We start from the raw sequence: 17,144 nt of genomic DNA, 5'->3' as shown, positions 1-17,144 counted from the left end.
CGGCCGGAGCGCTCAGGCCCGCCCCCGTGGCCCGCTATCCACGCGCCCTGCGCACAACCCCCCGAAGCTTCTGCCGCACCGCCCCCCGCACGTCCACGGGGCGGACCTGCACCACCAGCGTGGTCTCCGACGCCGCCTTCAACGGGCGGGCGGCGCGCGGGCGGGCGAGATGGAACCAGTGGGCGCGGCCCAGGCCCACCAGGTAGGGGACGGCGACGGGCGCGGAGCCGGGCGCGTTCAGGGTCATCGTCCAGCGGCCCGGGCGCAGGCCCCTGAACGGGAGCTCCGCCGTGAACCTTCCGTCGCTCCCGCCGAGCGACACCGGCGCCTCACGGTGGTCGCCGCTGCCGTGCTCCACGCGTAGGCGCAGCGCCCCGGCGTCCCGCGCGGCCTCGCCGGTCAGCGTGCCGCCCACCACCAGCGTGGCTTTGCGCGATCTGTGCCACGACAGCTCGGTCACCCGGTAGCGGCTGTCGTCGCGCGGCATCTCCCGGCCCACGTTGAGGGAGAGACCGCCCTCCTTCGTGGCGTACGGGGTGATGGTCGTGGGCCGGCCCGCCGCGGTGATCTCCAGCGGTGGTGGTGTCCGCTCGGCGCCGGGGCTCCGCAGCCGGACCGTGCGACTGACCCCCTGCGCCCGTACCTCGACGAAGAGGTCCCACCGGCCGCGGCCCAGCGGGGCGCCGGCCGCTGCCGTGAGCAGGGCGATCTCCGCGAGGAAACCCGCGTCGGTGTGGCCCTCGTCGTCCGGGAGTTCGGCGACGGCGTGCACCCGGGCGGGGACGCGGACCTCCGGGTGGTCCGCGTCGTAGCAGCGCAGCACCAGCTCGGTGGCGGCGTCCTGGGCGGCCACGTTCTCGATGTGGGCGTGGCCGGTCAGCCGCAGTACCCCGCCCTCCTGCCAGGCCGCCGACTCGATCCGCTGGTGCACCGGCAGCCGGCCGGTGACGTCGAACGCGCTGTCCGGCACCCCCACCGCCGTGTCGCGGAAGAGCGGGTGGTCCCAGTAGACCCGCCCCGCGTCGATGACGTGACCGCGTCCGGCGTCCTTCTTGGCGTCGCGGATGACCGTCAGCACCTCATCGAACCGGTCTGCCCGCAGCAGGTGCAGGAGGACCCGGTCGCGCGGTTCGAGCCGCTCGATGATCGGGTCGGTGACCCAGTTCCGCACCCAGGTGCGGACCTCCGGGTAGATGTGCTCGCGGATGTCCTGCTCGCTCTCGCGGAGCAGCAGCCACCACAACGGGCCGCACAGCTCCCACTCGACGTGCCGGCGCATGATCTGGTCGCGCCGCGGCCCCGGCTCCAGGTGGCGGGCCACCGTCTCGAAGCAGAGCCGGGTGCCCCGCATCCGGTGGCTCAGGTTCTGCGCGGTGAGGGTGAGGTTGTTCCCGTTCTCGCGGTTGCGGTGGTAGTAGCAGTCGTAGTCCGCGACGACGGAGATCCCGTCCGCGTTGAGGTACGCGGCGGCGGTGAAGGGTTTGTCCTCGGTGTTGCGGAACGGCGGGAAGCGCAGGTCCAGGCGTTCGATGAGCGAGCGGCGGAAGAGCTTCCAGCAGCCGAGGGTCCGGTAGGCGGCGGAGGAGAAGATGTCCGTACGCGGCTGGTTGCTTCGGAAGACCGCGGTGGGTACGGCCCGGCCGCCGACGGAGACCATCTTGCCCAGCACGATGTCGGTGCGGTTCTCGTCGGCCATGGCCACCATGCGGCGCAGCGCGTCGGGGCCGAGGTAGTCGTCGGAATCGAGGAAGAAGACGTAGTCACCGCGGGCGACGTCCAGGGCGACGTTGCGCGGGACGGCCGCGGTGCCCGAGTTCTCCTGGTGGATGACGTGCAGCGCGGGGCAGGTCTCGGCGAGCCGGTCGAGCTCCTTGCCGGTGCCGTCGGTCGAGCCGTCGTCCACCGCGATGATCTCCAGCTGGTCCAGGCCGATGGTCTGCTCCATCGCCGAGGCGATGCAGTCGGTCAGCTCGGGCAGGGCGTTGTACGCGGGGACGATCACACTGACTCGGGGCTGGGGCATCGCGTTCCTCGGGCTCGGCGGCAGTGGACGTACTCGCTGCCCCCGGGCGACGGCGCCGCCGGGGGCAGGTTTCCAGCCCTGCTGGGCTCCCGGGGCGCGGCTGCTTCGAGGTCACGTAATCGTGGAGATTGACGGAGTACGGGGGGTTAGATGCCCGAAAGTGCCCGAGGGTTGTACCCCGCACTTTGCAGACCCTTGACGAACGCGCCCCGAACAGGCGCGGGTTGCGTCTGCCGCCCTTCCCGCCGCGGCCGCGCAGGGGGCAACGGGTTGGCCCCCAACGGCAGGTGAGCCGCACTCAGGCAGGGCGGGGGCGCCACCCCGCCGGCCGGTGCGACCTCGCGCCGGTCGATTCCCCGTCCTCCTTCGTCGAAGGCCAAGGGCGGCAGCCGTACCGTCCAGCTGATGGTCCGGCGTCGCTCAGCAGGGGCGTCGCCGCTTCAGGCGTACCACCCGCGTCACCGTGCCCACGGCGCCCGCCAGGCCCAGGCCCCCGCACACCACCGGGATCACCACGAACCACGGGGTGTCCCACGCGTCCCCGGCATCGCCGAAGTACACGATCGCCGTCGCGAGCAGTGTCAGTCCGGCGATCAGCCGGCCGGGAGAGAAGTCATGCCGCACGGGACACCTCCGCCTGTCCGACGCCGACCTCGACGTGGAGTTCCAGGACACCGCCGGGGGACTTCGTGCCGGCGGGCGGTTCGAGCGTGAGTGTCTTCTCGACGCCCGGTCGTACATCGACGTCGTTCGACTCGTCGCCGGGCAGCTGGACGTCCCCGACGCCCACCTCGACGTGCAGCTCCACCGTGTCGTTCGCGGGCAGCACGATCTTCGCCTGCCCCGCCCCGACCTCCAGGTGCGTGGTGAGCGTGCTGCCCTCGGCGGCGTCCACCTTCGACAGGTCCAACGTGCCGACGCCCGAGCCCAGTTCGTACTGCGGCCGCAGCTCCGCCGCGCTCGCCGGGTTCCAGTTCGTCCGTGCCCAGTCGGTGTCGATGTTCGCGGGGAGCGCGGCCGCCGCGCCGAGCAGCCCCGCCGTGATCACCGCGAGGACGATCGAGCCCGCGCCGGTCCTGCCCCGGAACGCGCTGACCGCGATGCCGAGACCGAACACGCCGAGCGCACAGGCCAGCCCGGTCTGGAGGCTGTCGCCGAACGGGCGGGACTCCCAGGACGCGCCGGTGCCGACGGTCCCGGCGACGAGGGCCACCAGGAACGTGAGGGCGCCGATGCCCCGGGGGCCGCGCGGCCGGTCGGGGCGCCGGCCCGGGGAGCCGCGCCGGGCGGCCCGCTGCGGCGCGGGCTCCTCGCTGTCCGCGGGGCCCCAGAAGTAGCCGGTGCCGCCGACGTACGTGCCGTCCTTCACGATCGGGTCCCGCCACCACGAGGGGGCCGGGGCGACCGGCGGCGCCTGCGCCTCGGGCGGTGCGTCGGCGGCGGCCTGCGCGGCGACCGGCGCGGGGTCGGCGGTGCGGCGCTGCTGCGACCAGTAGCCCGCGCCCGCGAGCAGCAGGGAGAGGACGACGGCGAAGGTGAGCACCCCGCCGTTGTTCAGCATCGACAGGAAGACGCCGCAGCCGACCAGCGCGGTGACGATCGCGGCGAGCCCCGGCCCGTCGACCCGGCCGGTCAGGAGCTTGTGGAACTCGTTCTCGCGCTCGTCGTCGTACGGCACGAACAGCCACGCGAAACCGTAGGCGATGAGGCCGATGCCGCCGGTCACGGCGAGCACGACCAGGCCGATACGGAAGATCACCGGGTCCATGTCGCAGTGCCGTCCGAGCCCCGCGCAGACCCCGCCCAGCTGCTTGTACCGGCGGTCGCGGCGGAAGCGTCGCGGCGGGGCGGGCGGTTCCGGTTCGGGGACCGTGGCCACGGGTGGTTCCGCGTCGTGCGGGGCGTACTCCGTCATACGCCCATGGTGACCGGCCCGCGCCGCCGACGGCAGTCGGGACAACCCTGGCCGGACCCTGAGATCGCCCCTGAGGACCGCCTCCGCGGCGGCCGTCCGCGGCTTTTCCGGCGGCCCGGGATCAGGGGAGTGTCCGGGGTCGACCCTGATGCCCCGGCCCGCTCCGCCGTGTGACGATCGGAGGCATGCAGGAAGCAGTGTCCGTCTCGCGCACGGAAGACACCCGCGGCACCCGGGACGCCCGGGGCATCCGCGAACCGGGGGAGCCCCGGGACCCGCGGCCGCCGCGCAAGCTCTACCGGAGCAGCGACGGCCGCTGGCTCGGCGGGGTCGCGCGCGGCCTCGCCGGGCATCTCGGGCTGCCGGTCGTCTGGGTGCGGCTGGTCTTCGTGGGCCTGTTCATGGGGGACGGCCTCGGGGCCCTGCTCTACGCGGCGTTCTGGTTCTTCGTGCCGCTGGGTGTCGGCGGTGTCGGTACCGACAGGCCGCCCGTGCTCACCACGGAGACCTCCTCAGACGGGCGCCGCAGGCTGGTCGCGCGCCGCCCCGACAAGGGGCAGATCCTCGCCCTCGTGCTGATGGTGATCATCGCGATGGTCTTCGTCCAGAACGTGAACCTCACCGGCAACACCAAGGCGTACCTGGTCCCCACGGTCCTCGTCGGCGCGGGCGTCGCCCTCGTGTGGCGCCAGGCGGACAACGCGCGCCGGGCCCGCTGGGCCGAGGTCGGCCGCCGCAGGCGGACCCTGAACCTGGCCCGAGCCGCGGCCGGCGTCCTGCTCGTCGGCACGGGCGTCACCGGCATCTTCGTCACCCAGGGCGCCACCGAACACCTCGGTTCGATCCTCCAGGCGGCGCTCGCCGTGCTGGTCGGCATCGCCCTGCTCGCGGGCCCGTACCTGATCCGGATGACGCAGGACCTCTCCGAGGAACGGCTGATGCGCATTCGCGCCCAGGAGCGGGCGGAGGTGGCGGCCCACGTCCACGACTCGGTCCTGCACACGCTCACGCTGATCCAGCGCAACGCCGACAGCGCCTCCGAGGTGCGCCGGCTCGCCCGCGCCCAGGAGCGCGATCTGCGGGCCTGGCTGTACAAGCCGGCCGCCGCAGAGAACCCGCAGGAGCCGGAGACGGTCGCCGAGGCGGTCAAGCGGGACGCCGCCGAGGTCGAGGACAAGCACGGGGTGCCACTTGAGGTCGTGGTCGTCGGCGACTGCCCGCTCGACGAGGGGCTGCGCGCACAGATGCAGGCCGCGAGGGAAGCCATGGTGAACGCCGCCAAGTACGGTGGCGAGGGCGGGGCGGTCCAGGTCTTCGCGGAGGTCGAGGCGGGAGCGGGCGGCGAGGTCTTCGTCTCCGTACGGGACCGGGGGCCCGGCTTCGACCTCGACTCCATTCCCCTCGACCGCATGGGCGTAAGAGAATCGATCATCGGCCGGATGGAACGCAACGGCGGGACGGCCCGGCTGCGGGCGGTGCCGGACGGTGGCACCGAGGTCGAACTGACCATGAAGAGGGCGGAGAAGACGTCATGACGGAACCCGGTACGCGACCCACCGAGGAGACCGGACCCGGACGGCACGCGCGGGTGGTCCTCGTCGACGACCACCGCATGTTCCGTACGGGCGTCCAGGCGGAGATCGGCCGCACCGAGACGACGGGCGTCGAGGTGGTCGGCGAGGCGGCCGACGTCGACCAGGCGGTCACCGTCATCACGGCGACGCGCCCCGAGGTCGTCCTGCTCGACGTCCACCTCCCCGGCGGCGGCGGCGTCGAAGTCCTGCGCCGCTGCGCCCCGTTGATGGCGGACGCCGAGAGCCCCGTACGGTTCCTCGCCCTCTCCGTCTCCGACGCGGCGGAGGACGTCATCGGCGTGATCCGCGGCGGCGCGCGCGGTTATGTCACCAAGACGATCACCGGCACGGACCTGGTCGACTCGGTCTTCCGGGTCCAGGACGGCGACGCGGTCTTCTCCCCGAGGCTGGCGGGCTTCGTCCTGGACGCGTTCGCCTCCACGGACGCGCCCCCCGTCGACGAGGACCTCGACCGCCTCACCCAGCGCGAGCGCGAGGTCCTGCGCCTGATCGCGCGCGGCTACGCGTACAAGGAGATCGCGAAGCAGCTCTTCATCTCGGTGAAGACGGTCGAGTCGCACGTCTCGGCGGTGCTGCGCAAACTCCAGCTCTCGAACCGCCACGAGCTGACGCGCTGGGCGACGGCGCGGCGCCTGGTCTGACCCTCTCGGCCCGGGGGCAGCGGCGCCGACTGCTCGATGCCAGGGGTGAGGCTGTCCGGGTGAAATGCGCCGGGACGGGGTCTGTGCGCTCGGGAAAAAGGGCATGACCTGCACAAACGTCATGCCCGTGTACCTGAAAGGGACCCCCGTGCGTATTCGTACTGCCTTGGCCGTCACCGCTCTCGCCGCCGCTGCCGTGCTGGGCGCCAGCGGTACCGCGCTCGCCCACGACGACTTCGATCACGGCGGGCAGACCGCCTTCCACTTCCAGAACCTCGGCGGCCCGGCCGGGATCACCCACAGCGCGGGCGCCCACCGCGAGGGCGACCACCACCACGGCTGGGAGGCCGCCTACAGCTACGAGAACCTCGGCGGTCCGGCCGGCATCACCGGGGCCGACGGTTACAGCGCGGGCGACCACGACGAGTAGGTCACCGGCGCACGCCGCAGCACCTCTCCAAGGGGACCCGCCGAGCAGGAGCGGGCCCCCTTTGGTGTGTGGGGGTGCCCTTGGAGGGGCGGAAGAATTCGGGCGACGACAACTGACCCGTTTGGGCTATATGTCCGTTACGCTCCATCTGTATGTCCGTGAGGAACGACACCCCCGCCGCACCCCCCGCCCCCTGGCTGACGAAGGCCCTGCCGAGACTGCGCGGGCTGGAGCCGATCAGTAGTTACGGCTACGCCGGGGAGCTGCTGCACGACGACGGGCGTTCCGACATCCAGGCCTACGGCGCGCGCGTCGTCGATCTGGCGATCCGGGTCGGCGAGGCGTTCCTGTCCTACGGGGCCTCCGCCGAGGAGGCCGTCGCCGGGATGCTCGTCACCGCCGAGGCGTACGGGCTGTGCTACTGCGAGCCCGGTGTCACGCTCGGCTCGGTGTCGCTGTCCGCGTACGCGCCCGGCGAGTTGATCCCGCTGCACGCGACCCGCGCCATCCGTAAACGCGCCACCGACTTCCGCGCCCTGGGCCACCTGCACGACCTGGTCGGCCGGATCAGCGGGCACCGGCTGACGCTGGAGGAGGCGCGGGCCGAGGCCGGGCGCATCCTCGACGCACCCGCGCCCGTCGGCGGCCGGCGCTGGGCGCGGTGGCGGGTGCCGGTGCAGACCGGGCTGGTCGCGGCCGGCGGCGGCCCCGTCTTCGGCGGTGGCCCACTGACCTCGCTCTGCTCGTTCGTGGCCGGGGTGTTCGGCTCGCAGCTGAGCGGGTGGCTCGGCCGGCACGGGGTGCCGGCCTTCTACCGGTTCGCCGTGGCCGCCATGCCCGCCGCGGTGCTGGCCCTCGCCGTCAGCCGGATCGGGCCCGCCTCCGCCGTACAGGCCGTCGTGGTGGCGGGGGTGCTCGGACTGCTGCCCACCGTGACGTTCGTGAGCGCCGTGCAGGACGCCCTCGCCGGGCACTACCTGACCGCGGTCGGGCGCCTCTTCGACGCGTTGCTCGTCTTCGCCGCCGTGGTCACGGGGGTAGTGGCGGTGCTGGGCGCCGGGCGGCTCTTCGGCCTCGGCGTGCCGATCGTGCCCACGGTCCGGCGGTCCGAGCATCTGGGGGCGCCGGGCGTGGGCGCCGCCGTCTTCGCCGTGGCCGTGGCGGCACGGGCGCGCACCCCGGGCCGGGACTGGCTGCCCGCCGCCGCGCTGGGGCTCGCCGGGTTCGTGGTGTCGGTCGAGTTCGAGCTGCTGGGGTTCTCCTCGCTGCTCGGTACGGCGCTGGTGGCGGCGGTGGTCGGCGGCGCCGGGCACTGGGTGGCCCGGCGCCGCCGCGAGTCGGCGCTGCCGCTCGTCGTGCCCGGGATCGCTCCGCTGCTGCCGGGCGGGGCGCTGTACACGGCGCTTGGCGCGCTCGCCTCCGGCCGGACCACCGTGGGCATCGGGGGGATGGTCAACGTCGCGGCGGTGACGCTCGCCCTGGCGGTGGGGGTGGGGCTGTCGGGGGAGCTGGGTCAACTGGTGCGCAGGGTCCGGGCGGGTCGCGGTGCGGGGTCCGGGGAGCTCGGAGGCTTCGGGGATCAGTGAAGCAGCCGGGCCAGCCTGCGCCGCAGCACGGAGGCCACCCCGCGCGGGCCCGTCGCCGTGCGCAGCGCGAGGGCGCCGGAGTGGGTGGCGTACGGCTGGGCGAGCAGCACCCCGTGGCGGCGGCTCGGCACGGCGACGCGGCGCAGCAGGCCCGGTCCGCGGACCGCATGCGCCGTGGCGTCGCGGTGGGTGCCGTCGGCGAAGTGCAGACGGAGCCGGATGTCACAGGTGCCGGGGCGGCCGAGCGCGGACAGGTCGAGCAGGACCGTCGCCACCCACTGCCCGTCCTCGCCCGCGCCGTCGTCAGGGCCCTCGGGCGCCAGTGCCTCGAAGGCCGCCGTGCGGCGCTGGAGGACCGTGCCGCGTCGCCGGTCGACCAGGTCCACGTCGACCGTGCGCGGCCCCGCGTCGGCCACCCGCCCGTACAGCTCGTGCAGCAGCAGCCTGAGCCGGGTGTGCCGGGCGCCGGGGCGCAGCTCGCCGTCGACGGCCAACGGGAGCAGGCCCACCGGGCGGTGCATGAGGTGTTCGAGGGAGACCTGGGGCAGGTCGGGCGACCAGACGGGCGTGCCGTCCGGCAGCCGCGCGTACGGGGGGAGCAGCCGGGCCGGGCGGGCGGCGAGCTCCTTGACGCGGGGCAGGTCGCGGGGGTCCGGGGAGGCGAGGACGAGGCGGCCGACGACGCGGCCGGGCGCCGGCGCCGCCTCGAAGTCGGCGGCGTCGAAGGATTCCAGGTAGCCGCGGGTCCGGGTCCACCACTCGGCGCGGTACCCGGGCCCGCGCAGATCGAGTTCGCGCGCGTACATCCGCAGGGAGTGGTCGAGGAAGGAGGCGCGGGCGGCCCGGGCGAGCCGTTTGCGGGAGGCGCCGAGGAGGATGTCGACGGACTGGCGGTGGGCGTCGAGGCGGGCCTGCCAGTTGGCGATGCCGGAGCGGTCGAGGGAGAGGGAGAGCTTCTCGGCGGTGCGGCGCACGTGCCAGACGTAGACGCGGTCGGGGATCAGCGCCATGCGCGGGGCGGCGGCGAGCACGCGCGCCGTGAAGACGAAGTCCTCGTAGACGAACCGGCCGTCGGGGAAGCGGATCGCGTGCTCGCGCAGAAAGTCCGTGCGGTACAGCTTGTTGACGCAGAGGGTGTCGTGGACGAGGCGTGGCCGCCGGTCGGGACGGGCGATCACGGCCGCCTTCGCGTAGAGCTCGGGCTGCCAGGGGAGCTCGTGCCCGGAGGGGAGTTCGCGGCGTACGCACAGCCCGGCGGTGACCTGCGCGCGGTGCCGGCCCGCCGCGTCGAGCAGCGCGTCGACCGCGCCCGGCGGGAGCACGTCGTCGCTGTCGAGGAACATGACGTACGAGGAGGAGGCGCGGGCGATCCCGTCATTGCGGGGGGTGCCGCAGCCGCCGCTGTTGGCCGCGCGGTGGACCACGCTCAGCCGGGGTTCGCGGGCGGCGAGCCGGTCGAGGAGCGCGCCGCTGCCGTCCGTGGAGCAGTCGTCGACCGCGATCACCTCGCGCACCGCCGGTCCCTGGCCGAGCGCCGAGTGCACGGCGTCGGCGACGTGGGCGGCGTCGTCGTAACCGATGACGACCACCGTGACGGTCGGGGCCACAGAGTCCACGGGGGGCGAAGGGTCCAGGGTGTTCACGGGATAGATGGTAGTGCTTTTGGTTAATTGTCCGGTAAGACGAAACTTGTATTACTTTGTGGCATCCCAGAGGGAGCGGAAGGAGAGCGCGACCCCTGCCAGGAGCAGGGCGTTGCGCACCGCCATCACCGCGAGCCCCGGCCATGTGCCGGCCATGACGTCCGCGTACAGGACCGGGTAGGCGAGGGCGCTGACGCCCGCCGCGGCGAGGACGAGGAGGGCGACCGGGCGCTGGGTGGTGTGGCGCGAGGTGAGGCAGACCGCGGCCAGGCCGAGCAGCCAGACCAGGTACTGCGGGCTGATGACGCGGCTGGTGACGGTGAACATCAGCACGGCGCACAGCGCGGCGTCGTACGGCGTGGCCGCCGAGTGCCGCCGGGCCCGCACCCGCCACCACAGCAGCACCCCGAAGGCCACCGCCGTCAGCGCGAGCGAGAACGCCGCGACGACGCCCACGTGCGGGCCGACGAACTCCATCGCCCCGTACCGGTAGCGGACCCGCCCCGGCCAGCCCGCCTTGCGCGCGAAGGCGAGCGCCGTCCCGCCGAGCGACTCGATCTGCACCCCGCGCCCGCCCTGCTCGCGCAGGAACGCGAACGGCGAGCGGAAGGCCAGCGCCAGGACCAGGAGCATGGCGGCCGCGGCGGTGAGCGCCGCCCCCCACGCCTGCTTCGTCGTGCGCCCCCGCTCCACGCCCAGCAGCGTCAGTGCGGGCCACACCTTCACCAGGGCGCCGAGCGCCGCGAGGGTGCCGGCGAGGCGGGGCGCGCGGTCCAGGGTGAGCAGCGCGAGGACGGCGAGCGCGGTGACCTCGACGTCGTAGCGGGCGAGCGGGATGTGCAGCAGGAGGGGGAGGCCCGCGGTCCACAGCCAGGCGCCGCGCGGGTCGCGGTCGCCGCGCACCAGCACGTACGTGACCAGCGCGTCCGTGGCGAGGGTGAGCGTCACGAACCCCTGGAAGTAGGTGAGGCCCGGCAGCAGGCCGGGGGCGAGGAGCAGCGGTCCCGCGCCCGGCGGGTACTGCCACAGGGGGTCGCCGGCGGGGAACGCGCCGTGGGCGAGGGTGGCGCCCCAGTGCGCGTACAGCCGGTGCACCTCGCGGGCGACGCCGCCGACCCCGAGCGGGTACGCCCCGTCCAGGGCGAGCAGGAGGAGCATCGCGGCGCGGGTGAGGGCCCAGGCGACGGGGAGCGCGGTGCGGGACGGCCGGACCCAGGTGGTGTGGACCGGGCGGAGGGTGGCGGGGCGGTTCTCTGTGCCGATTGTCACGACATTGGAGCGTATGTCCCATGTCGCTCCCGGTGGCTCACCCGAGGGTCGCTGCGTCCAGTGCCTCCGTCAGACGGTTCAAGCGCTCCCGCAGCTCCTCGATCTCGTCCAGCTCGAAGCCCGTCGCCCGCGCGATGCTGCGCGGCACCTCGGCCGCGCGCTCCTTGAGGGCGGCGCCCGCCTCGGTGAGCGTCACGTTCACCGAACGCTCGTCGCGGGTGCTGCGCTCGCGACGCACGAACCCGTTCGCCTCCAGGCGCTTGAGCAGCGGCGAGAGCGTGCCCGAGTCGAGGCGCAGGCGCTCGCCGAGGCGCTTGACCGGGAGCGCCCCGTTCTCCGGCTCCTCCCAGAGGGCCAGCATGACCAGGTACTGGGGGTAGGTGAGCCCGAGGTCCTTGAGGAGGACGCGGTAGATGCCGCCGAAGGCGCGCGACGCCGCGTTCAGCGAGAAGCAGATCTGCCTGTCGAGCCGGAGGAGGTCCTGGGCGCTGGTCATGGTCCCAGGGTACCGAACGCGTCATTTAGTTGTGTGCAATTGAATTGCGTGCTCTACTTATCTCTGTCCTCGCACCCGATGTACCGAGAAGGAGCCCCTCATGGACGCCCTCTACACCGCCGTCGCCACCGCCACCCACGGCCGCGACGGGCGCGCCGTCTCCTCCGACGGCGTGATCGACCTCCAGCTCGGCATCCCCACGACCATGGGCGGCAACGGCCAGGGCTCCAACCCGGAGCAGCTCTTCGCCGCCGGTTACGCGGCCTGCTTCGGCAGCGCGCTCGGGCTCGTCGGCCGCACCGCCAAGGTGGACGTCGCCGACGCGGCCGTCACCGCCGAGGTCTCCATCGGCAAGCAGGGCGAGGGCTTCGGCCTCGCGGTCGTGCTCCGCGTCGAGCTGCCGGACTCGGTCGACGCCGAGACGGGCCGCAAGCTGGTCGAGCAGGCCCACCAGGTCTGCCCGTACTCGAACGCGACCCGCGGCAACATCGACGTCGAGCTCGTCATCGAGTAGTCGCCGCACGCTCATCCGGTCCTGGGAGAGCCCCCGTTGACCCGCGCCAGCACCTCGCCGGTCCGGGGGCTCCACGCCACCATCACCGCCTCCGCGGGCAGCTTCTGGCTCTTGTCGAGGAGCAGCCAGTGCACGCGGTACCGGCGTGCGATCGCCGTCCGTTCCGAGCGTGTGGACGCGGGCGAGAGGTACGCGCGCACGGCGGTGAGGCGCCGGGCCCGCTCCCGCTCGTCCAGGGCCGGGTCCGGCCAGGCCGGGGCGAGCAGGTTCGGGCCGTACCCCGGCAGCGAGCGGGTCGGCCGGTACCCGTTGGTCAGGACCACGTCGCCGGGCGGGATGTGCCGTGCCGCCCAGGTGTACGTCGGCCACATCGGCGGCTGGTCGAAGCCGCGCGGGACGACCGCGCCGCCCTGCACCGTGAGGAACCCGAGCGCCGCGCCCGCCGCCGCGGTCAGACCGAGGGCGCGGCGCGGCCACGTCCACGGGCGGGGCGCGGCGAGCGCGACGGCCAGGGAGAACTGGAGCGGGACCAGCGCCAGACCCATGATCCGGCCGTACGTGTAGTGGCCGGTGGCCCAGCCGTAGGCGATCACCAGGACGTCGAGCGCGAACATGACGGCCAGCGGATCGCGCCGGTCGCGGCGGAAGCGCAGCCACAGCGCCGGCAGACCGATGAAGGCCAGCCAGAAACGCGCCGGCATCTCCGTGTAGAGCTGGCGGTGGATGTGATCGACGCTGGTGTCCCCGACCAGGGCCAGGACGTTGTAGTACGGCCAGATCAGGGTGACCGTCGCGGTGACCAGGAGAGCCGTCGCCCACCCGGCCGGCGGGCGCAGCCCGGTGCCCGCCCGGCTCCCCGCGCCCCGGGGCGGGATCGCGGTGGCACCCAGGCCGACGAGCGCCGCCACCGAGGTGATCGGATGGACCAGCAGGATCGTGCCCAGCAGGGCGCCGAGCCCCCCGTACGACCACCACGGGCCGCCCGACCGGAGCTTCGCCGCCCACGCCCACGCCCAGAACGCGAGGCCGATCGCGAACGTCGAGGGGTAGCCGAGGTTGCCGGTCATCGAGAGCAGCCCGAGATAGCCGCTCCACCAGGCCGTGCGCGTCCCCCACAGCAGCACCATCGCCACCAGGGCCAGGACCGGCGCCCACGGCCGCGGGGTCAGGGTCCGCACGAAACGGTTCAGGCCCGTCAGCAGGACCAGCAGGTTCAGCGGGCCCGCCAGCTTCACGACCTCCCAGCCCGCCAAACCGCTCACCCGCGCGAAGACGCCCTGGGCGACCGCGTACGGGGAGTAGTAGGGGCTGCCCGCGCCCGGCAGGTCCGCCATCGGGTGGCTGGGGTGCAGCAGGGACGCCTTGAGGCGTTCGACGACCGCCGCGTGCTGGCCGAAGTCGCAGCACATCGGCACCCGCCAGTACGCGAGCGTCATCACCAGCCAGAACAGGCCGCCGAAGACGAAGAACGGCGTGGGACGCCAGAGGCGGCCGCCGCGCAGGGCACTGGCGCCGCGGACCGTCCCCCGGGTCAGGGTGGCCACCGGCGGCGTCATCGCATCAGCCGTTCCGCCACCCGGGCCGCCGCGCCCCCGTCGTCCAGGTCGCAGTAGGCGCCGCGGAACGCCGCGTACGCCGCCGCGTGCCGGGGCGCGACCGTGTCCAGCTCCCGCAGCGCCGACACCACCTGGGCCGTGGAGGAGAGCAGCGGGCCCGGGGCGTGCCGCTCGAAGTCGAGGTAGAAGCCGCGCACCGTGTCCCGGTAGTGGTCGAGGTCGTAGGTGTGGAAGAGCATCGGGCGGCCGGTGTGCGCGAAGTCGAACATCAGCGACGAGTAGTCCGTGACCAGCACGTCGGCGAGGAGCAGGAGTTCGGCCACGCTGGGGTGGCCCGTGACGTCCCGGACGAACGGCGCGCGCGCCCCGGTGAGGCGGCCCGTGGCCCGGGGGTGCTTGCGGACCAGCAGCACGTGGTCCGCGGCCAGTTCGCGTTCGGCGGCGGTGAAGTCGAACGCCGGCTCGTGGCGGAAGCGGCCGGACGCGTGGCCGGGGGAGTGCGCGAGGTGGTCGCGGTACGTGGGCGCGTAGAGCACGATCCGCTTGTCCGGGTCGATGGCGAGGTCGCGGCGCAGCCGTTCGGCCCGCGCGCGGCGGTCGCCCTCCGCGGTGAACAGGATGTCGTTGCGCGGCGAGCCCGCCTGGAGGACCTCACCCTCGTAGCCGAGCGCGCGCGAAAGGTGCGGCGCCGACCAGCGTGAGGGGGCGACGAGGACGTCCCACTGACGGGCCAGCTTCGGCAGCAGTGCCAGCTGGTCGTGGTCGGCGTACAGGGTGTCCGTGAGGTCGGCGCCGATCCGCTTGAGCGGGGTGCCGTCCCAGGTCTGTACGACGGTCTGGCCCGCGCGGCGCTCGAAGAAGTCGGGTAGCTGGTGGGCGGTGACGATACGGCGGCAGCGGGCGAGGGCCGCGTACCACTCGGCGGAGAACTCCTCGACCCCGCGCGCGGCCGGCGGGACGTGGGTGCGGCCGTCACGCGTCACCCACAGGTGCTCGACCTCGGCGCCGCGCCGCACCAGCTCCGCGTGGACCGCGCGCGGCGAGTCCCCGTCGACGTAGAGGACCGCGTCGCGCAGGGGGAGCCGCCGCTGGGCCGGATAGTGGCCGGTGCGCAGGCGGTGGCGGCGGTAGGGGCCGCGCTCGGCCGGGGCGAGGGCCGGGCCCACCTCGACGAGCAGCCGGTCGCCGAAGCGCCGGTCGAGGGTGAACTCCCGGGCGGAGTCCGGGCGATGGCGGGGGAGGGCGGCGCCGACCGAGGTCAGGACGCGGACCGGGACGCCGTCGCCGTGCCGGTCGTCGGCGTCCCGCAGGAACGCGTACCAGCGGCCCTCCCACAGGGCGGGCGCGGCGACGACCGCACGGAAGCGGCCCTGCGCGTGGTCGGTGGGGGCGGTGATCTCCTCGTCGGCAGAGCTGTGCCGCAGCACCAGTTCGGGACGGGTCCAGCCGTGCGCGGACGCCGTGCCCGCCACGACGAGCGAACCGTCGTCCGCCCAGTCGGCCAGGTCGGCGACCGGCTGCCGGGTCAGTTCGATCACGAGCTGCCCCTGGTCGTTGGCGGTCGCGCAGAGCTCGCGCCCCTCGGCCGTGTACCGGCCGGGCGGCAGATCGAGCGCCGCCGCCACCGACCGTGTCCTTCCGTCGGCGAGCCGGAAGTTGACCTGCCAGCGGTCGCCGTGCGGCGGCTCGACCTCCTTGGGCGCGTGGTGCGGCGGCGCCGCCACCGCCGCCAGGTCCGCGAGCGGGACCCGCACCAGGAAGCGGCCGCCGGCACACGTCACCGGGTAGTCGAACTCGGTGCCGGAGTGCTTGTGGGTGAGGCGCAGCGTGCGCGGTTCGATGCCGTTCAGCAGACGGCCCGCGAGGACCATGGCGCCGTCCTCGTGGCGGTGGTCGTCGGCGAGCGCCGCGTACTCCACCACCTTCAGGACGAGCCGTCCCTTGGTGTGGCCGACGACGAGGCGGGCGCCGTCGCCGAGGTCGCGCACCAGGTGCTGCTGCGCCGAACCGTCGAGCGCGCGCAGGGCCGCGCGGCGCACCTGCCCGTGCCCGGCGACGACGACGCCCAGGTCCCAGGTGCCGGCCTGCCAGCGCCCCTTCACCTTCAGCTTCCGCGGGTCGATCGTCATGGTGAACCCGGCGTGGTCGTAACTGTGCAGCTCCTGCCCGGAGTGGGCGGTGGCCCGTGGGTCGGGGACGGAGCGGGTCGGCACCAGGCGCAGCTGCCTGCGGCTGCCCGCGGCCTTGAGCAGGCCCGTCTTCACGCAGTGCGCGGGGTGTCCCGCCGCCAGGTTCTTGATGTACGCGTAGCCGCTGACCCGCAGCTTCCCGTCGGCGCCCCACGCCGTCTCGCGGACCCGCGCCACCACCGGCAGCTCGCGTCTGCCGACCTTGAGGAGCCGCTCGGGCAGACGGGTCAGGCCCGGGTAGGCGGCGCTGCGCCGCAGCGCCCCGCGGACGTGGAAGGCGGTGCCGTTGCGGCGCTCGAAGGAGAGCAGGCGGACCAGGTCGTCCAGGCGGTGTTCGCGTACGAGGTGCCACTTCACGCGCAGGTGGAGGGGGAGCCCGTCGGCGACCGCGGGGTCCGCGCGGCTCAGGAACGCCGCCGTGTCCGCGCAGAACGCCTGCCGGTACTCGGGCCCGCCCATCGGCAGCCCGTCGAGGAAGTACACGAAGTCGTCGCGCAGGCAGGAGGTGTCGTACGTCCGCTTCAGCTCGGGTCGGTCCGGGTAGCGCTCGGCGAGGAAGCGGCTGACCTGGTCGCAGGCGGCGATCCGGTCGCGGACCCCCTTGACGTCGGTGCGGCGCCGGGTGATGGAGCCCTCGCGCACCCGCCAGTAGTAGACGTGGTCGTCGAGCACGTCGACGGAGTCGGCGAGGAAGTGCGCCGGGATCATGACGGGCGTGTCCTCGTACAGCTTCCCCTCGGGGAAGGTGAACCGGTGCCGGTCCCAGAACGCGCGCCGGAACACCTTGTTCCAGGCGACCCGGTCGGAGAGCAGCTGCCGGTCGCGGGTGATGTGGGTGCGCTCGCGGCGGCGGGTGAGCCACTTGTACTGCCAGGCCTGCTGCCGTCCGCGCTCGGTCAGCCGCCACACGTTGCCGGTCGCGAAGTCGGATCCGGTGCGTTCCAGGCTGGCGACCATCCGCTCGTACGCGTCGTGCGGCACGATGTCGTCGCTGTCGACGAACGTGAGGAACTCGGCGTCCGGGCCGGTGTGCCGCACGCCGGTGTTGCGGGCGGCGCTCAGGCCGGCGTTCTCCTGCCGGACGTAGCGGAAGCGGGGGTCGCGGGCCGCGAAGGCGCGGGCGATGTGCGGGCTGGCGTCCGTGGATCCGTCGTCGACGAGGATCACTTCGAGGTCGGCGAGGGTCTGGGCGGCGATCGACTCCAGGCACTCGGCCAGGTAGTCCTCGACGTTGAAGACGGGGACGACGACGCTGAGGCGCGGGCGGCGCGGCTTTTGTGACATTCG

At 73.8% G+C, this 17,144-nt stretch carries 13 protein-coding genes; 5 read left to right on the top strand and 8 right to left on the bottom strand.

All coding sequences use genetic code 11. From position 1 onward, the window contains the following. Positions 1-34: 34 nt before the first annotated feature. From ACZ45E_RS17630 to ACZ45E_RS17620, 3 genes are all read right to left on the bottom strand, one after another. The gene (locus ACZ45E_RS17630; RefSeq protein ID WP_468221759.1) at positions 35-2,023 is read right to left on the bottom strand and encodes a glycosyltransferase; all 1,989 of its coding nucleotides are present in this window, start codon (positions 2,021-2,023) and stop codon (positions 35-37) included. Between the two features lie 420 nt (positions 2,024-2,443). After that, positions 2,444-2,647 carry a hypothetical protein gene (locus tag ACZ45E_RS17625; RefSeq protein WP_468221758.1) on the bottom strand — a complete coding sequence of 68 codons (204 nt, stop codon included), beginning with the start codon at positions 2,645-2,647 and terminating at the stop codon, positions 2,444-2,446. Next, positions 2,637-3,938, bottom strand: a complete 1,302-nt coding sequence (locus ACZ45E_RS17620) for a PspC domain-containing protein (protein WP_468221756.1) — start codon at positions 3,936-3,938, stop codon at positions 2,637-2,639. Before ACZ45E_RS17620 ends, ACZ45E_RS17625 begins: the two co-directional genes overlap by 11 nt. A gap of 185 nt (positions 3,939-4,123) precedes the next feature. Here ACZ45E_RS17620 and ACZ45E_RS17615 point away from each other — a divergent pair, with 185 nt between their 5' ends. The 4 genes from ACZ45E_RS17615 (at position 4,124) to ACZ45E_RS17600 (ending at position 8,190) form a co-directional block, all read left to right on the top strand. Next, the gene (locus ACZ45E_RS17615; RefSeq protein WP_468221755.1) at positions 4,124-5,473 is read left to right on the top strand and encodes a PspC domain-containing protein; all 1,350 of its coding nucleotides are present in this window, start codon (positions 4,124-4,126) and stop codon (positions 5,471-5,473) included. Then, entirely contained in the window at positions 5,470-6,174 is a 705-nt protein-coding gene (locus tag ACZ45E_RS17610; RefSeq protein WP_468221753.1) for a LuxR C-terminal-related transcriptional regulator, read from the top strand. The genes ACZ45E_RS17615 and ACZ45E_RS17610 overlap by 4 nt, the downstream gene beginning before the upstream one ends. A 148-nt stretch (positions 6,175-6,322) precedes the next feature. Next, positions 6,323-6,604 carry a hypothetical protein gene (locus ACZ45E_RS17605; protein ID WP_468221752.1) on the top strand — a complete coding sequence of 94 codons (282 nt, stop codon included), beginning with the start codon at positions 6,323-6,325 and terminating at the stop codon, positions 6,602-6,604. Positions 6,605-6,756: 152 nt separating this feature from the next. Beyond that, on the top strand, positions 6,757-8,190 hold the full coding sequence (locus tag ACZ45E_RS17600) for a threonine/serine exporter family protein (RefSeq protein ID WP_468221750.1): 1,434 nt from the start codon (positions 6,757-6,759) through the stop codon (positions 8,188-8,190). Here the strand turns inward: ACZ45E_RS17600 and ACZ45E_RS17595 are convergent. Genes ACZ45E_RS17595 through ACZ45E_RS17585 form a run of 3 tightly spaced genes read right to left on the bottom strand, consistent with a single transcriptional unit; the run spans position 8,184 to position 11,598 of the window. After that, a complete protein-coding gene (locus ACZ45E_RS17595; protein WP_468221943.1) occupies positions 8,184-9,824 on the bottom strand; it encodes a glycosyltransferase family 2 protein in 1,641 nt (546 codons plus the stop codon). The two genes, ACZ45E_RS17600 and ACZ45E_RS17595, sit on opposite strands and share 7 nt — an antisense overlap. Positions 9,825-9,884: 60 nt before the next feature. Then, entirely contained in the window at positions 9,885-11,102 is a 1,218-nt protein-coding gene (locus ACZ45E_RS17590; RefSeq protein WP_468221749.1) for a glycosyltransferase 87 family protein, read from the bottom strand. A 37-nt stretch (positions 11,103-11,139) separates the two neighbouring features. Further along, entirely contained in the window at positions 11,140-11,598 is a 459-nt protein-coding gene (locus ACZ45E_RS17585; RefSeq protein ID WP_468221748.1) for a MarR family winged helix-turn-helix transcriptional regulator, read from the bottom strand. 100 nt (positions 11,599-11,698) lie between these two features. Between ACZ45E_RS17585 and ACZ45E_RS17580 the strand changes: the two genes are divergently transcribed. Then, complete coding sequence (locus tag ACZ45E_RS17580) at positions 11,699-12,112, top strand: organic hydroperoxide resistance protein (protein WP_468221746.1); 414 nt, start codon at positions 11,699-11,701, stop codon at positions 12,110-12,112. Between the two features lie 11 nt (positions 12,113-12,123). Here the strand turns inward: ACZ45E_RS17580 and ACZ45E_RS17575 are convergent, their stop codons facing one another. Further along, positions 12,124-13,668, bottom strand: a complete 1,545-nt coding sequence (locus tag ACZ45E_RS17575) for a hypothetical protein (protein WP_468221745.1) — start codon at positions 13,666-13,668, stop codon at positions 12,124-12,126. Next, a complete protein-coding gene (locus ACZ45E_RS17570; protein WP_468221744.1) occupies positions 13,665-17,141 on the bottom strand; it encodes a bifunctional glycosyltransferase/CDP-glycerol:glycerophosphate glycerophosphotransferase in 3,477 nt (1,158 codons plus the stop codon). The genes ACZ45E_RS17575 and ACZ45E_RS17570 overlap by 4 nt, the downstream gene beginning before the upstream one ends. Positions 17,142-17,144: the final 3 nt, after the last annotated feature.

The organism is Streptomyces sp. NPDC030991, from assembly GCF_055571235.1.
The sequence above is the reverse complement of the archived record's forward strand: the minus strand, read 5'-3'. Positions and strand labels throughout refer to the sequence as shown.

Bases quoted from the DNA above. Each gene is read 5' to 3' on its own strand.
- ACZ45E_RS17630 (WP_468221759.1), bottom strand. From the start codon at position 2,023: ATGCCCCAGCCCCGAGTCAGTGTGATCGTCCCCGCGTACAACGCCCTG.
- ACZ45E_RS17620 (WP_468221756.1), bottom strand. From the start codon at position 3,938: ATGACGGAGTACGCCCCGCACGACGCGGAACCACCCGTGGCCACGGTC.
- ACZ45E_RS17615 (WP_468221755.1), top strand. From the start codon at position 4,124: ATGCAGGAAGCAGTGTCCGTCTCGCGCACGGAAGACACCCGCGGCACC.
- ACZ45E_RS17610 (WP_468221753.1), top strand. From the start codon at position 5,470: ATGACGGAACCCGGTACGCGACCCACCGAGGAGACCGGACCCGGACGG.
- ACZ45E_RS17600 (WP_468221750.1), top strand. From the start codon at position 6,757: ATGTCCGTGAGGAACGACACCCCCGCCGCACCCCCCGCCCCCTGGCTG.
- ACZ45E_RS17585 (WP_468221748.1), bottom strand. From the start codon at position 11,598: ATGACCAGCGCCCAGGACCTCCTCCGGCTCGACAGGCAGATCTGCTTC.
- ACZ45E_RS17580 (WP_468221746.1), top strand. From the start codon at position 11,699: ATGGACGCCCTCTACACCGCCGTCGCCACCGCCACCCACGGCCGCGAC.
- ACZ45E_RS17575 (WP_468221745.1), bottom strand. From the start codon at position 13,668: ATGACGCCGCCGGTGGCCACCCTGACCCGGGGGACGGTCCGCGGCGCC.
- ACZ45E_RS17570 (WP_468221744.1), bottom strand. From the start codon at position 17,141: ATGTCACAAAAGCCGCGCCGCCCGCGCCTCAGCGTCGTCGTCCCCGTC.